The organism is Spirillospora sp. NPDC047279, from assembly GCF_040643285.1.
Lineage (GTDB): Bacteria > Actinomycetota > Actinomycetes > Streptosporangiales > Streptosporangiaceae > Spirillospora.
Genome location: NZ_JBEYUA010000003.1, coordinates 448,449 through 462,562 on the forward strand (window position 1 = coordinate 448,449; position 14,114 = coordinate 462,562).

The 14,114-nt window shown below is 68.4% G+C and carries 16 protein-coding genes; 12 read left to right on the plus strand and 4 right to left on the minus strand.

The window, feature by feature from the left end; translation table 11 throughout:
- Position 1 precedes the first annotated feature (1 nt).
- From ABZ810_RS09300 to ABZ810_RS09340, 9 genes are all read left to right on the plus strand, one after another.
- Positions 2 to 1,222 carry an MlaD family protein gene (locus ABZ810_RS09300; protein WP_358401304.1) on the plus strand — a complete coding sequence of 407 codons (1,221 nt, stop codon included), beginning with the start codon at positions 2 to 4 and terminating at the stop codon, positions 1,220 to 1,222.
- Positions 1,219 to 1,746, plus strand: coding sequence for a hypothetical protein (locus tag ABZ810_RS09305; protein WP_358401307.1), 528 nt, complete (start codon positions 1,219 to 1,221; stop codon positions 1,744 to 1,746). Before ABZ810_RS09300 ends, ABZ810_RS09305 begins: the two co-directional genes overlap by 4 nt.
- The gene (locus tag ABZ810_RS09310) at positions 1,743 to 2,315 is read left to right on the plus strand and encodes a hypothetical protein (RefSeq protein WP_358401309.1); all 573 of its coding nucleotides are present in this window, start codon (positions 1,743 to 1,745) and stop codon (positions 2,313 to 2,315) included. Before ABZ810_RS09305 ends, ABZ810_RS09310 begins: the two co-directional genes overlap by 4 nt.
- A gap of 21 nt (positions 2,316 to 2,336) precedes the next feature.
- Complete coding sequence (locus ABZ810_RS09315; RefSeq protein ID WP_358401312.1) at positions 2,337 to 3,002, plus strand: hypothetical protein; 666 nt, start codon at positions 2,337 to 2,339, stop codon at positions 3,000 to 3,002.
- Between the two features lie 10 nt (positions 3,003 to 3,012).
- A complete protein-coding gene (locus tag ABZ810_RS09320; protein WP_358401315.1) occupies positions 3,013 to 3,561 on the plus strand; it encodes a hypothetical protein in 549 nt (182 codons plus the stop codon).
- A 671-nt stretch (positions 3,562 to 4,232) separates the two neighbouring features.
- Positions 4,233 to 4,886, plus strand: coding sequence for a hypothetical protein (locus ABZ810_RS09325; protein ID WP_358401318.1), 654 nt, complete (start codon positions 4,233 to 4,235; stop codon positions 4,884 to 4,886).
- Positions 4,887 to 4,951: 65 nt separating this feature from the next.
- Positions 4,952 to 6,970, plus strand: a complete 2,019-nt coding sequence (locus tag ABZ810_RS09330) for a DUF6801 domain-containing protein (protein WP_358401321.1) — start codon at positions 4,952 to 4,954, stop codon at positions 6,968 to 6,970.
- Between the two features lie 105 nt (positions 6,971 to 7,075).
- Positions 7,076 to 7,894 (plus strand): hypothetical protein, encoded by an 819-nt coding sequence (locus ABZ810_RS09335; protein ID WP_358401324.1) that lies wholly within the window; start codon positions 7,076 to 7,078, stop codon positions 7,892 to 7,894.
- Between the two features lie 622 nt (positions 7,895 to 8,516).
- Positions 8,517 to 8,849 carry an SSI family serine proteinase inhibitor gene (locus ABZ810_RS09340; RefSeq protein WP_358401326.1) on the plus strand — a complete coding sequence of 111 codons (333 nt, stop codon included), beginning with the start codon at positions 8,517 to 8,519 and terminating at the stop codon, positions 8,847 to 8,849.
- On the opposite strand, the gene ABZ810_RS09345 is transcribed toward ABZ810_RS09340, so the two are convergent.
- The 4 genes from ABZ810_RS09345 to ABZ810_RS09360 form a co-directional block, all read right to left on the minus strand.
- Positions 8,794 to 9,402: a Scr1 family TA system antitoxin-like transcriptional regulator gene (locus ABZ810_RS09345; protein ID WP_358401329.1), complete on the minus strand. Its 609-nt coding sequence runs from the start codon at positions 9,400 to 9,402 to the stop codon at positions 8,794 to 8,796. The genes ABZ810_RS09340 and ABZ810_RS09345 overlap by 56 nt on opposite strands.
- Positions 9,356 to 9,670: a YrhB domain-containing protein gene (locus tag ABZ810_RS09350; RefSeq protein ID WP_358401332.1), complete on the minus strand. Its 315-nt coding sequence runs from the start codon at positions 9,668 to 9,670 to the stop codon at positions 9,356 to 9,358. Before ABZ810_RS09350 ends, ABZ810_RS09345 begins: the two co-directional genes overlap by 47 nt.
- Positions 9,671 to 9,684: 14 nt before the next feature.
- Positions 9,685 to 11,220, minus strand: a complete 1,536-nt coding sequence (locus tag ABZ810_RS09355) for a toxin glutamine deamidase domain-containing protein (RefSeq protein ID WP_358401335.1) — start codon at positions 11,218 to 11,220, stop codon at positions 9,685 to 9,687.
- A 583-nt stretch (positions 11,221 to 11,803) separates the two neighbouring features.
- A complete protein-coding gene (locus ABZ810_RS09360) occupies positions 11,804 to 12,499 on the minus strand; it encodes a DUF4240 domain-containing protein (RefSeq protein WP_358401338.1) in 696 nt (231 codons plus the stop codon).
- A gap of 260 nt (positions 12,500 to 12,759) precedes the next feature.
- On the opposite strand from ABZ810_RS09360, the gene ABZ810_RS09365 reads away from it, so the two are divergent.
- Genes ABZ810_RS09365 through ABZ810_RS09375 form a run of 3 tightly spaced genes read left to right on the plus strand, consistent with a single transcriptional unit; the run spans position 12,760 to position 14,064 of the window.
- Positions 12,760 to 12,924, plus strand: a complete 165-nt coding sequence (locus ABZ810_RS09365) for a hypothetical protein (RefSeq protein WP_358401341.1) — start codon at positions 12,760 to 12,762, stop codon at positions 12,922 to 12,924.
- Positions 12,925 to 12,955: 31 nt separating this feature from the next.
- Positions 12,956 to 13,633 carry a Clp protease N-terminal domain-containing protein gene (locus ABZ810_RS09370; protein WP_358401344.1) on the plus strand — a complete coding sequence of 226 codons (678 nt, stop codon included), beginning with the start codon at positions 12,956 to 12,958 and terminating at the stop codon, positions 13,631 to 13,633.
- 2 nt (positions 13,634 to 13,635) lie between these two features.
- Complete coding sequence (locus ABZ810_RS09375) at positions 13,636 to 14,064, plus strand: protein-tyrosine phosphatase family protein (RefSeq protein ID WP_358401347.1); 429 nt, start codon at positions 13,636 to 13,638, stop codon at positions 14,062 to 14,064.
- The last annotated feature ends 50 nt before the right edge of the window (positions 14,065 to 14,114 follow it).

Below are 14,114 nucleotides of genomic sequence, written 5' to 3' on the forward strand. Positions count from 1 at the left end.
CATGCTGACCGCCGCCACCAAGGCCAAGATCGTCACGTTCGTCATCCTCGCCGTCGTCGTCATCGGCTACCTCGGCACCGGCTACGCCGACCTCGGACGTTATGTCGGGCTGCGCGGCTACTACACGGTGAAGCTCAACCTGGAGAGCACCGGCGGTCTCTTCGAGGGCTCGGCCGTCTCGTACCGGGGGATCACCGTCGGCAAGGTCGGCAGGCTCGACCTCACCCCGGACGGCGTGATCGCCGAGCTGCGCATCGACGACTCGGCACCGAAGATCCCGCGGGATCTCCAGGCGATCGTGGCCAACCGGTCCGCCGTCGGTGAGCAGTACGTGGACCTGCGCCCGGCCGCCTCCGGCGGTCCCTTCCTCGCCGACGGCAGCGCGATCCCGCGCAGCGTCACCACCATCCCGGTGCCGGTGGCCGAGACGCTCAAGAGCATCAACAGCCTCACCGCCTCGCTGCCCCTCCAGAACCTGCAGACGCTCATCGACGAGCTCGGCCTGGCGTTCGCCGGACAGGGCCCGCACCTGCAGAAGCTGCTCGACACCGGCGGCGAGTTCATCGAGACCTCGGACCAGAACTTCACCACCACCCGGCAACTGCTCCACACGGGCGGCGACGTGCTGCGCGTCCAGAACGAGGAGGCCGACTCCTTCCGCGCCTTCGCGTACAACTCGCGGCTCTTCGCCCGGCAGCTCCGAGACTCCGACGCCGACCTCCGTGATCTCATCGAGACGACGCCGGGCGCCGCCGGAGAGTTCGCCACCCTCGTCCGCGACCTCGACCCGGGCTTCGGGACGCTCATCGCCGATCTCCTCACGACCGCGCGGCTGACCGGTGCCCGCCTCGACAGCCTCGAAGACCTCCTCGCCAACCTGCCGCGCGCCGCCGCGATGGGCTCGTCGGTCATCTCGGGCGGCAGGCTCAGGCTCGGCCTGGTCAACACGTTCTTCAACCCGCAGCCCTGCACCCGCGGCTACGAGGGCACCCGCTACCGCAACGCCAACGACCTCACGTGGGCGCCGCTCAACACCAAGGCCCGCTGCACCGAGCCCTTGAGCTCCGGCATCAACGTCCGAGGATCGAGCCGCGCGCCGCGCCACGGCGTCCCGGCACCCGTCAAGCCCGGCCACATGAGGGGAGTCGGCGAGGTCCTGGACGCGGTCGGTCTGAGATCTCTGGTCGAGCCCACCGAAGCGCCGGCACGGGCGGGCTCATGAGTCCCCGCCGCCTGATCCGTCCCGCCGGCTGGACCGCGGTCGCCGCGGCCTCGGTCCTCCTCGTGCTCGCGTGCTGGTCGCTGATCCAGTCAGGCCGTGGCGCCGACGTGGACCGGGCCAGGGAACGCGACGAGGTCTCCAAGGTGGCGGTCAGGCAGCTCACGATCCTCAACTCGATGGACGCCAAGCTGCTGGACATCTCCATGGCACGCTGGCTGGAGGCGTCCACCGGCCAGCTCCACGACGAGCTCGAACGCGACCAGATCACCGCCCGTACCAAGTTCGGCAAGGCGGGCACCACCGCCGTCGCCACCGTCCACGGCCTGGCCATCACCAGCCTGGACACCACCAGGGGCGACGCGACCTTCCTGGCCTCGGTCCGCGTCCGCGTCACCACCGGCCCCGACCAGGACGGCAGCGAGCAGCGCAAGCGCTACCAGGTGGGGATGGTCCGCACCGCCGGCGGCGGCTGGAAGATCAAGTCTCTCACCGCGATTCCCGCAGCCGGGAGGCCCGCGCCGTGAGCATCACCGAAGCTCCACCCGAGAAGCGCGTTCCGCGCAGGAAAGAGGCCCGGCCCTTCCGCGAGCGGTTGCGCATGGGCGGGTTGGGGGTACCGGTGGCCCTCGTCCTGGCGATCTGCCTGCTCGCCCTGGGTGCGACCAGCTGGGCGGACAGGCGGAACGAGGGTTCACCGGCCACCAACCGCGTCCTGCTGGACCAGGCCGCCACCGCCAAGGTCGTCGCCGACGTGTCGTCAGCCGTCACCCGGATCCTGACGTACACCCACACCGACCCGGCGACCACCCAGCGCGCGGCCGACCAGCTGCTCACCGGCAAGGCGAAGGACCAGTACCGCCGGCTGTTCGGCGAGGTCGTCCGGTACGCGCCGATCCAGAAGCTCGCGCTCACCACCCGGGTCGTGAAGGCCGGGGCCATCAAGCTCACCGGCGACACCGCGGTCGTCCTGGTCTTCCTCGACCAGGACACCACCCGCGCCGGCAAGAAGTCGGGCAGCACCGCCACCGCCCAGCTGATCGTCACCGCTCGCGACCAGGGTGGCTGGCGCATCAGTGACCTGGCCGCGGCCTGACGTGAACAAGGGGTGTGACAGGTGAAGACCAAGATCGGATCAGAGCCCGAAACGGCCGAGGACACGGCCCCGGCCGACGCCACCGCCGAAGACGACGCCGCGACCGAGGCCGGCGCGGAAGACGAGTCCGCGGAGTCCGGGCCCGCGGGGGCCACGGCCCCGGAGCCGAGCACCCGGCGGCGCGATCCGGTGGTCCTGGTCGCGATGGTGGTGACGGCCATCGCGGCATTGGCCGCCGCGTGGTTCGGCTGGTCGGGCTACGCGGCGTCGCAGGACGACTCACTCTCGTACGCCCGTGAACGTGACCGCGTGCTGAGCAGTGCGGAGCAGGGGATCGTCAATCTCAACACCCTCGACCACCGCGATATCGACGGCGGCCTGCGCCTCTGGCAGGACTCCACCACGGCCGAGCTGTACGACGGCATCGCCAAGGGCCGGACCGAACTGGAACGCGAGGTCACCAAGGGCAGGACCTCGACCACGGCCAAGGTCGTCGAGTCGGGTCTGACCGAGCTCGACACGCACGCGGGCAAGGCGGCCGTCATCGTCGCGGTCCGGATCACCGTCACGCCCGCCGAGGGCCGGGCGTCCAGCAAGATCAGCCGCCTGACGGGCCAGCTCACCAAGACCGCCGAAGGCTGGAAGTTGTCCGCCCTGGGCGTCGCCCCCACCGGCACCGGCTCCTGAGGAGGACGAGATGGCGACCGCAACCCTCCGCCGAACCGTTCCCGGCTCGGGCCGCAACCGTCTCCTGGCCCTCCTCGCCGTCCTCACCATCGCGTTCGGCGGCATCGCCGCCTGGTCGGCCGACCACGCGAGCGGCCTCAACGGCAGCGCGGCCGCTGAGAACACGGCGCTCAGCGACAACGCCCGAACGAGCGAGGTCCGCGGCCAGGTCACCAACGCCGTGAACACGGTCTTCTCCTACAACTACGCCGACGTCGCCAAGACCGAGAAGGCCGCGCAGGAGTTGCTCACCGGCAAGGCCGTCCAGCAGTACAACCAGCTCTTCAGCCTCGTCCGTCAGCAGGCTCCCACCCAGAAGCAGGTCCTCACGACCACGGTCACCGAGACCGCGGTCAAGTCCCTGGCCTCTGACCGCGCCCGCCTCCTGGTCTTCGCCGACCAGCGCAACACCCGCACCGACAAGGGCCAGACCAGCTACTCCGCCGCCGTCTTCGCCGTCGACGCCCTCTACGCCAACGGCAAGTGGCGCATCGACGACATCGACACCCTGACCGGTTAGCCGACGCCTGAAAATTGGTGACGGCAACCTCGGGCTTAACGCGTTTCGCGAATACGCAGCCAATCCGTTGCTAACTGTTATGAGGCCTTAGGGTGGTGTTCATTGAGCCTCGCCAGGCAGATTGTTGACAATTCTCCCGCCGCAGGCTCACAAAGTGAGCGTCTGTGGAGTTCGGCGACTAATTGTCGCAACATCTCTCGGGTCGATGCAGGTCGGGGTCCGTGCCGCCTCGGTGGCCGTCGCCGTGAGAGTGGGGTTGCCGAGGAACTCCCTTTCCCGTCACCGCTCGAATCCGTCGGCAGGTTTCGGTCGCTGGCGGAGTATGGACGGGCAGGTCAGGGCCGCCGCGACTCATCGGGTGAGCATTCGACAAGATCAAAAACTAAGGGCGACAACATTTTCCGCGACAATGCGAATATGTATCAAATTTTTCGCGGACGCCTATTGAATTGGGCAGAAGTGCGCCATATCTTCCATGTGTACGGACCTGCGGGACAGGGTGGTTCCGGGGTGGGTGGTCAGTCATGGACTGCCGGTCCCGCCAAGGAGGTCCCAGCCGGTCCATCTCATCCATTGGAGGAGTCGCCCCTGCTTCAGCTGTGCCCATGCACTAGTCAGATGTCCCGACGAACAAAAAGAAGCCCACCCCATGAAAGGGATGTAGGACTGACATGCGAAAGCTGACTCGTAACACGCTCGCCACCGCCGCGGTCACCACGATGGCCCTCGGCCTGACCGCCGCGCCGGCCCTCGCCGCCACCTTCACGGTCACCGGCGGCACCAGCATCACCGGCTCGGCCTCGGAGCCCCTGGCGGCCACCGTCGCGAGAACCGGTGCCTTCGCCACCTGTGACACCGCGACCGCCTCCGGCACCGCGGTGAACGGCAGCGGGCTGTCCGGCACCGCCGTCGCCTCCCTGACCGCGGCCAGCTTCTCCGACTCCACCACGATCGACGGCCGCTGCCCGGCGTCCACCGGCGCTGTCGGCACGCTGACCGCGAACAACCTGCCGTGGAGCTTCAACGTCACCTCCGTCAGCGGCGGGGTGGCCACGGGCACCCTGACCGGCGTCAAGGCGACGGCGGCGTTCAGCGATGGCTGCACCATCGTGGCCACCGGTCCTGGCGGCGGTGGGGGCACCATCAACGGCACCTACACCAACGCCAGCGGAGAGCTGCGCGTCCTCCCCGGTGGCGCCGGGTCCAACCTGGTGGTCACGTCGGCGACGGGCTGCAACGTCAACGACGCCCAGGCGGGTGACGCGCTCGAGCTCGACGGCGCCTACACGGTCTCTCCGAAGCTGACGATCACGCAGCAGTCTTAACCCGCGTCCGCGGCCGCGTCCCCCCGGGCGCGGCCGCGTTCCGGCGGCCCCCGACAAGGAGCTCCATGCGACGCCTTACCCGTTTCGCGGCACGGACCGCAGGCTGGACCGCGGTGTTGGTCACCGGCGTGCTGCTGGGGGACCCCCCTCCCGCCGCGGCCGACGGCATCGCCGCCGAGATCCGGTACGCGTGCACGACCCCGTCCGCCGCGGCCGAGGTCGAGGTGACGGTCACGGGCGCCGCACCGAATCGGGGCCGGATCGGTGAGCCGGTCCGGTTCGGCCGGGTGAAGCTCACGGTCTCGATCCCCGATTCGGCGAACGACCTGCTGGGGACGCCTCCCAGCGCGCCGCCGGACACGCCCGCGGCGATGACGGGCAGCATGCGGCTCGCCGCCATGGTCGGCCAGCAGGGGCGCGGGGTCGACGCGGTCTGGCCGGAGTTCGCGATCGATTCCGTGACGCCGGGTGAAGGCGGGGGGACCCGACTGACCGGCTCCGGGGCGGTGCCGACGGTGACCGCGGCCGAGGCCGGTGAGGTCACGTTGACCCCCGGGGTCCTGCACCTGCTGATGAGCCGCACCGGCGCGAGCGATCCGGTGTCGACGGTGACCTGCCTGCCCGTGCGGACGCCCACGGCGATGGCCACGGTCACCATCGTGGGCGCCGGCGGGAGCGGGGCACGCTCGCAGCCCAAGGCCGTCCCGCCGCCGAGCTCCGTCCAGGAAACGGACGTGCCGGCCTGCGCGCCGCTGGAGTCATCGGAATTCAACCCCGACGAGAAACTGGCTCTCGAACCCCCCAGGTTCGATGACGTGGTGGATCTGGTGCCCGGCCCCAGACCCTACTGCGCGGCGGTGAGCGGTCTGGCGGGTGTGCGGAAACTGGGCGGTGCGGCTCCGCTCGTCGGGGACTCGCAGGTCGAACTCGACACGCTCATGAAACGCAGGGTCCGCCCCTTCTATTCTTACCGGGCCGGTGTCGTTCTGGCGAATACGGCGCCGTCGTCCGCGACGCTCCTGGGATTCGGCTTCATGCCGACGACCGCGACCACCGTGACACGACAGGTCGCGACACCCGCGTCCGCCGGAAGTCGGCTCGGTAACTTCGCCTTCTCGGCCACCAATGTCGGCTGGGTCGCCGACTATCCGAACGAGACGACCGCCAAGGCGTTCACGGAGGCCAGGGTCGATGGCGTTTCCGTCAACGGAGTTCCGCTGAAAGTGGGCGAGCGCTGTGCCGCCGGCCCGATCTTCACGCGCCTCTACTTCTTCCAGGGCGACGACGAGACCGGAAGGGCCCTCGTCACCGAGGGTGGACGCGGCCTCGCCACCGTGGACGTGCCGGCGTTCACCGGCTGCCACAACGGACAGGAGGATCTGGGGCCGCTTCTCACGGCGACCGTTTCCGGGCCGGGCAATCACGTAGTGATCGACCAGGGCAGCCTCTGTGCCTACGGTTTCGAGGACTGTGACGCCGACAGGATCCTCTACCCCTTCTCCGTCTCCCGGTCGGGTGTCGTGACCGGTACCGCCAAGCAGGTCACCCTGCTGAGCACCGGGGGTGGCAAGGTCGTCTGCGAGTCGGCGGCCCTGAAGTTCCAGTTCCAGCGGGGGATCAACCTGGACGGCCGATCCCTGGGGCGGCTCGCGGGCGGCGAGTTCGATGGTTGCGTTCGCCATCAGAACGTGCCCGGTCAGCCTGAGCAGGTGGCGACGACGGTCACGCTGGACCGGGTGCCGGGATATTTCCGCGGGGAGTTCGCCCCGACGATCGGCACCCAGTACCGGATCGGCGGGTTCGTTATCAAGATCTCTGACAGTTCGGGCGACCCGAACTGTTACGTACGCATCGGCCAGACGGACGGTGCCAGAACCACCGCCGACCTTCCCCTGGACCTTTCCGGCAAGTTCGACAACGACACGCAAAGATTCGCTCTGGACGTCGCGTCCCCTCGTAGCAGGGTGACTCAGCAAAGCACCTGTACGCCCGAGGGGTTCGCCCGGAACGCACAAATCAGCTTCGAGGACTTTGACTTCCACTTCAGTCCGAGTGTGACGATCAAGGTGACGAAGTTCACGTAGCGGGTCGTCGCATTTCGGTCGGCGGAAGGGGGGCGACAAGGGTCCTTCAGTGAAGTGCCCCATGCAGTTCGTGGTTGCAGGCTTCGCCTATTGAAAGGAAACGATGTGAGGATTCACAGCTCGACACGGCGCGTCACCCGGATCGCCGTTCCGATGACGGGGCTCGCCGCGGCCGCGGCGATGCTGACCGCCGCGCCGGCCCAGGCGGCTCCGGCCGCGCCGGCGGCGGCCGCGGAGGATCTCCCCACCTTCAGCTTCACCGACTGTCCGGCGCTCGCCGCGAACGACGACCCGAACCGCTCGACCTGCGTCAACGCGGTCGTGACCGCGCTCGAGATCAAGGCGGGAGCGCTCGAGCAGACCATCACCGGTGAGCCCATCCGGATGACCTTCGGCAACCTCTACGACAAGACGACCAAGCGCTCCCGCGCCGTCTTCGGGAAACTGAACGGGCAGGAGTTCAAGGTCCGGCCGGGGATCTTCGATTCGGAGTTCGGCGCCGTCTACGGCAAGCCCGCGTACGCCGGGGTGTTCGACCAGCCGCCGAGCCCCGACTTCAAGATCGTGCTGGGGCAGAAGATCAAGCTGACCAAGCCGTTCGTGCTCGGGCTCTGCGAGATCGGCACCGACAGCAACCCGATCCTGCTGAACCTGACCACCGGCACGACCAGCCCGCCGGCGCCCAACCAGCCGATCACCGGTTCGCCCGCCACGCTCATCACCACCAATGGCCCGATCTCGATCTACAAGGCCAAGCACGTCGACAACTCGTGGGCGGCCCCCGGGGCGCGGAACTGCATCTACGGGAACGACCCGGTCAGCGCGACCGTCAGCCTGCTGGCGGGCCTGCCCTCGGCGGCCGGTCACAACTCGATCGCCCTGGACGAGTACATCGCCCGGGTCAACTACACCAACAAGCCGTAACTCACCTGGCCGAGCCGCGGCTCGGGGCGCGATCCGGCCGCCCTCTGGAACGTGAGCGCTCGGGGGCCGGCTCACTTCCACCACATCGTGAACGACCAGGTCGGCGTGCCCGCCACCGTTGGTGACCACGGTGATCTTCAACGAGTACCTCGCCTCGAAGCGATTCACCGCGCCCAAGAACGGCATGTCGCTTCCGTGGCTGCCCTGCGATCCACGGCGGTCGCCCCGAGGCCGGCCGTGCCTGCGCGCTACCACCCCCGCAGGCACGGCCTTCCATCCCCGGCCCGGTGACAGCTCCGACCGACCCTCATCGCGGCGGGCCATCCCCTCGGGTCATGAAAGGGCGCCGCGGGACGCTCAAGATCTTCCTCGTCGCCGTCGGAACCACGCCGCCTTCTCCCTCTCCTACGCCGTCGCCCCCGCCCAAACCCTCACCTCCTGACAAGGAACCCCCCGATTCGGCCCCGCTCGGGTGCCGGATGAGGCCATGACCGGATCAGGTCCGGGCGAACGGCCTTTTCGATGATGGAATCGGTCGGGCCGGGGTGACGGATCAAGGTAAGGAGAAGACATGTCCCACGTAAGGGCGGCCCTCGTGGCCGTGGCGGTCTTAGGGACAGTGGTGGGCGCGGCGGCTCCCGCGTCGGCCGGCCCGAACACCCGCCTGACGTTCAGCATCGCTCCCGAGATCGGTGTGCCGAGGTCGGTCACCCTCACCTGCCAGCCGACCGGGGGCACGCACCCCGACGCCGAGGCCGCGTGCGCGGACCTCATCAAGGCGAACGGCGTGATCGAGAGGATCCCGCCCGGGGGCGGCTACTGCCAGCCGGTCGAGCGGCGCGTGGTCGCCTCCGCGACCGGACTCTGGAACGGCCGCCTCGTCTCCTACGAGCGGTCGTTCACCAACGACTGCTACGCCAGGATCGCCACCGGCGGCCACGTGTTCCATTTCTGACCCCGCACCGCCACGGCCCGGTCCCCCGCCCGGGCCGTGGCCCCGGGTCTAGACGAGTGATTCCTGATGGTCGTAGGCGGTTGCAGCGACTGAGCTGTTCGACATCTTCCAGGTAGACGCTCACGCCTGCAGCACCCTCCAGGTAGGCGACATCCAGGTTGAGCGGACCAGCGAAGCTGAGCAGGACGAACGACCCGTCCACACCAGGGTGCGCATCGGCTGAGGTTGGCGCTATGCGAACGTGGACGTTGGACCGTACGGCCGATTCGAGCAAGCTGAGGAACTGCCGCCTGCCGCTGATCTGTTCGAGTTGCTCGGCCTCGAGAGCGACGCCTTTGGGCAGAGGAAGACCGACACGTCCACGGACAGGATCGCCGCCAACTGCCGAGTGATAGCCGCTGCCACTCGACACAATCCGGCGGAAGCTCCGGGGGAAGGCTCTCCTCGGTGCTGAACGCGACAACGACTTGGCGAGAGTCGATTTGCAGCACCGGCACCGCTCCAGTTCAGGAACCTTCACCATCACTGGTCGAGATCCCATGCTCGGCGGCATAGTTGGCAAGTTGCTGGTCAGGGTCAGGGAAACCGCCCATCAACCAGGTGTCCCCGCTCTCTTTGACGACGACAATAGGACCGAGGCCCGGTCCGATGATGTCAGCAAGGTCACGGGTCTCGATAAAGCGGACCGTGTTCCACGGGAACTCGTAGCACCAGCCATGGTCGTGCACGAACTCGTCATCAAACAACGCCACCGATGGTGATTGCGGTCCGTTCTCCCTCAAATATTTCTCAGCCAAAGCACGGGCCTGATTGATATCCATGAGCACTCCCTCGATCAATTGGTTCGATAGAACTCGAGATGTGCGTATTTTTCCAGGACGGCCCAAGTTCCACTCTGGCCGTCAATAAAGTGAATCTTGCCGCCCAGGTTCACTACGTTGAACACGTGACCTGCGCGAGGTACTCCAGTTGCCGGGTCCACTCTAAGGCCGTGCACGACTCCCCGCGATCCGTCACCACCTTTGAGTAGCTCCTTGATAATGTCATCATAATCATTCACGGCTCGAAACGAGCCACCGGGGCCTACGTTCTTCGTTACGCTATCCGGCCACGTAACCTTAGAAGGGTATTTGAGATGCCGTGGCACGGCGGAACTCGGCGCCTCACCAGCAAGCTGGCGGTCCACATTAACGACACAACTTTGGCAATTGATATCGAAACCGGACTTCCCTGAATGAAATTGTGGATTAACGTTCTTTAGGTTTGGGAATTTGTGGTCGAGTTCCTTCTGGGTCGCGGTGCGGGAATGGCGTGCAACCTTGGGGTTGTCGTGCAGGGGCGTCGTTGGCGAAGGGGTCGGCCTGATCGGGCTGGTCCGCGGCTCTATCCGCTTGACCTTGCCGAACTTGCCGGCCACCATGCTCAGTTTGGAGCCTGCATTGCTAGCGGTCCCTGCGCCGCCCGTCGACACGGCGAGGATCGCGCCCGGCACCATCTCGCCGTAAGCGCGGACCGGGTCCTCCTTCCACTGGTCCCAGTTGATGATCGCCTTGCCGAACTCCACCGGATGCTGGACGCCGTTCCATAGACCGTTGGCCTGACCGACCAGGCTGCGCTGCATCCACCCTTCACGGTCGACCATGCCGTAGAACGGAGCCGTCGCGGCATTGCTTGCCAGGGCGGTGAGGCCGATCCCCTTCACACCCTCTGCCACCCCGCCCAGGTAGCGCTTCACATAGATGTCCCACCCGGCGTTCCAGGCGGTTTTCAAGAGGCCCGGCCGCTGAGCCTGGGCAGACCCGATCGCCTGGGCTGTGGCGTGCACCGTGTTCATGGCGGCCTGAATCGCCGCCTGCTGGTCTGCTCTCAGGAACTCGTCGCGCCGGCGGCGGACTTCGGCCTGTTGCGCGGCCACCCCGCTCCCAGCCCGAGCGATCGCCCGCGCAGGACCAGTGCCCAACCCCAGCCCCGACAGAACACGCGCGAGGTCATCCCCGGCATCACCCCACGCCCGGCCCGCACGACCGAGTTCGGTCGCCAGCAGATTCAGCAGGTCCGGTGAACCACTGCGCACATCGCCTGAGGCGCGCAGCCCGCCGCGCGGCGGTCCCGGAACGTATGGCTCACCGACCCGCGGCGGCCCGCCCTCCGCCTCCGCGGCCAGACGTTGGACCAGGTCGAACGCATCGTAGAAGCCAGACCGGGCAGACCCATGAGACTCGGTCAGCCGAGCGAACAAGCCACTGGCAGCGGGACCGACCAGCGCACCGTCATAGAGCAACTGGTAGGCCCTGCGCAGCGCGCCGCCGTGCTCCTCGGCCAGCCCCTTGACCCGCACGAGCTCGGACGCGGCCCGTTCTGCCCGGCTCACTCGAACCCCCGCGGTTCGTGCCCTGCCGTCCTCACCCCAGCGGCGACGCAGGGGCAGCCACTCATCCTCTGGCGCGGACGGGACAAGAACGGTCTCTTGCGCCAGAGGTAACGCGATGTTGCACCAATCGTCAACACCCCACCAACCCCTGTCGATCGCCCTGCATTGAGCAACCACGCGCCAATACGGATGAACAGGCATCAGGTACTCAAGCGGCGCGGGTACGTTGCCACAGTCGGCCAGAATCCCGACAGCACCTGCACGAGGCCGTTGCCTCCAACGGCCCCGATACGAGATCTGTCCGGATCGTCCCCTAGATCGCCGTAGCGTGCCCGGCTGTTCGTTGACGCTCTTGTTGACAGTTCGGAACCGATTGCCGGTGGGTTCACAACTGATGGAAGCCAGGCCGATCGAGGCCTGACTGCTCATTCGACGGGCCGGGGCGACCGTGAACCACTCCGGCAGTGGAGGGACAGCCTCCGATGCCCCTTGAGCCCCGGTTCCGAAGGAGCGCCGCGCTGCACCACACCGACCAGCCAGTCACCCGCTCACCGACCGCCCACGACCATGAGGAATCACTCGTCTAGGGGGTGGCGGAGGGGCCTCGGCCGCCGCCGAACTCGCGCCAGAACTCCTCCTCGGTCTGGCCGCGCTCGGCCAGGAGCTGCTCGAAGGCCTCCTGGCCGCGGCGGTCTCGCTCGGACTGGTCGGAGAGGGGGAAGACCGTGCTGAGGCGGGGGAGCCGGCGGGCGGCTTCGGCGGGGTCCTCGAAGTCCCAGCGTTCGCCGGACGGGTCGGGGTCGCTGCCGCTGAGGTGGCCGCGCGCCTCCATGGCGTCGAAGATGCCCTCCACCTCGCCGGTGACCTTGTCGTAGGCGACGCGGGCGGAGTAGTTGAGCGACTCCCATCCGGGCCAGTCGGCGTTGGACCAGTCGCCGGTGGGGCGGCCGGCGAGCCGGCGGATCTCGGGGACGTTGATGAGCTCGTCGGGGTCGGCGACGACGCGTTCGAAGGTCTCGCGGCCCAGGCCGACCAGCCAGGGCTGGAAGTACCAGAAGCCGTCGGACGAGCAGAGGCTGTCGCAGACGAGGTAGGCGGCGCCCCACATCAGCCAGGTGTCGGTGCGTCTCTTGGCCTCGTCCAGGTGGATCTGGAAGTCGACGATCTCCGTGGGCGGGAGGGTGCTGAGCCGCTCCTCCAGCCAGGTCAGGCGGAGGTCGGGGTCGGGCCACTGACGATGCGACTCTTCGATCAGGTCCCAGAACGCGTCAACGTGCATGGCGTTGGATTGTCGCAGGTGGGAGTGACAATCAGAAGGCCTCGGCAAGGATCGTGGGGGTGGTGGTCGTGCCAGGCGAGGAAATGTCACACATCGGGGGCCCGTCCGGTCAAAGGGGCATGAGAGCAGCTGTGGCGGGAGGCACCGGGACGCTGGGGCGGAGACTGCGGGCCGGGGTCCTGCTCAGCGAACGGCCGGACGCTGCTCGCGCCGGACGCGGTGCTGCGCGGCGACGGCCGGGGGCAAGGTCTCGGCGGATCATGGACGTGAACGGCGTGCCCGGGGTGGTGCTGATGGATCCCCAGGAGCGGCTGTCGGTGGTGGCGTTCACCGTGGACGGCGGGCGGATCACGGCGGTGGACGTCATCCGCAATCCCGACAAGCCGGCGGCGGTGCCCGGCGACGGGGCGTCAACTCCCGGTTGACGGGTTCAGGTCGTCAACCTATGGTTGACGTATGACGAATCCAGTTCGGCTGGACGAGCTGATCGAGGCCGTCAAGGCGGGCCACGCCGACGCCCTCGAGCAGCTCTCCACGGCCGTTTTGATGGCGGAGCACCTCGATGACGTGGCCGATCACCTGATCGGCCACTTCGTGGACCAGGCGAGGCGTTCGGGCGCCTCGTGGACGGACATCGGCAAGAGCATGGGCGTCACCAAGCAGGCGGCCCAGAAACGTTTCGTGCCCAAGGGCGTCGACTTCATCCAGGGGCTCGAGCGGTTCACGCTGCGCGCCCGCAACGTGCTGCGCGCAGCGCACGACGAGGCGCGCGCGGCCGGCAACGCCGAGGTCGCGCCGGCGCATCTGGTGCGCGGGCTCCTGACCGAGCCGCACGCCCTCGCCGCCAAGGCGATCGAGGCACAGGGGGTCACGCCCGAGGCCGTCCGGGAGGCGGCACCGCTCCCGCCGAGCGCGGGCGAGGTGCCCGAGTCGCTCCCGTACGGCCCGGACACGATCAAGGCCCTGGAGCTGACGCTCCGCGAGGCGCTGCGGCTCGGCCACAACTACATCGGCACCGAGCACATCCTGCTGGCGCTGCTGGAGTTCGAGAACGGCACCGGCCCGCTGTCGTCCGCCGGGGTCGGCAAGCCCGCCGCCGAGGAGTGGATCATCGCCGCGCTGGCGAAGGTCTGACCATGCTGCTCGGCACGATCGAACTACCGGACGGGACGCGGGTACGGGGCCGCGGGCTCCGGCGCCCGCCTCCCGACGGCCCGGCGCCGGACTTCGGCCTCTACCTGGGGTCGGGCCGCCTGAAACGCCGTCACGACGGCGAGCTCACCTGGCCGCACACCTGGATCGACTGGCCCGACTTCCTGCTGCCGCGCGACGAGCGGCAGGCCGTCGAGGACATCCGCGACCTGTACGAGCGGGCGCGGGCGGGCCAGGCGGCCGAGGTGGCCTGCGGCGGCGGCGTGGGCCGTACCGGCACGGTCATCTCCTGCCTGGCCGTCCTCGCCGGGACGGATCCGGCCGACGCCGTCGCCTGGACCCGCGCCCACTACGACAGGCGCGCGGTCGAGACGCCCTGGCAGCGCCGCTGGGTGGCCCGCTTCCCGGCTTAGGCGCCGGCGCCGCCCCGCGTTCCCGCCCGGGGCTGCGCCGGGCCGGCCGT

Coding starts and splice junctions, on each gene's coding strand:
- ABZ810_RS09350 (WP_358401332.1), bottom strand. CDS start 9,670: ATGGATATCAATCAGGCCCGTGCTTTGGCTGAGAAATATTTGAGGGAG.
- ABZ810_RS09365 (WP_358401341.1), top strand. CDS start 12,760: ATGGACGTGAACGGCGTGCCCGGGGTGGTGCTGATGGATCCCCAGGAG.
- ABZ810_RS09305 (WP_358401307.1), top strand. CDS start 1,219: ATGAGTCCCCGCCGCCTGATCCGTCCCGCCGGCTGGACCGCGGTCGCC.
- ABZ810_RS09325 (WP_358401318.1), top strand. CDS start 4,233: ATGCGAAAGCTGACTCGTAACACGCTCGCCACCGCCGCGGTCACCACG.
- ABZ810_RS09300 (WP_358401304.1), top strand. CDS start 2: ATGCTGACCGCCGCCACCAAGGCCAAGATCGTCACGTTCGTCATCCTC.
- ABZ810_RS09330 (WP_358401321.1), top strand. CDS start 4,952: ATGCGACGCCTTACCCGTTTCGCGGCACGGACCGCAGGCTGGACCGCG.
- ABZ810_RS09370 (WP_358401344.1), top strand. CDS start 12,956: ATGACGAATCCAGTTCGGCTGGACGAGCTGATCGAGGCCGTCAAGGCG.
- ABZ810_RS09345 (WP_358401329.1), bottom strand. CDS start 9,402: ATGCCGCCGAGCATGGGATCTCGACCAGTGATGGTGAAGGTTCCTGAA.
- ABZ810_RS09375 (WP_358401347.1), top strand. CDS start 13,636: ATGCTGCTCGGCACGATCGAACTACCGGACGGGACGCGGGTACGGGGC.
- ABZ810_RS09320 (WP_358401315.1), top strand. CDS start 3,013: ATGGCGACCGCAACCCTCCGCCGAACCGTTCCCGGCTCGGGCCGCAAC.
- ABZ810_RS09360 (WP_358401338.1), bottom strand. CDS start 12,499: ATGCACGTTGACGCGTTCTGGGACCTGATCGAAGAGTCGCATCGTCAG.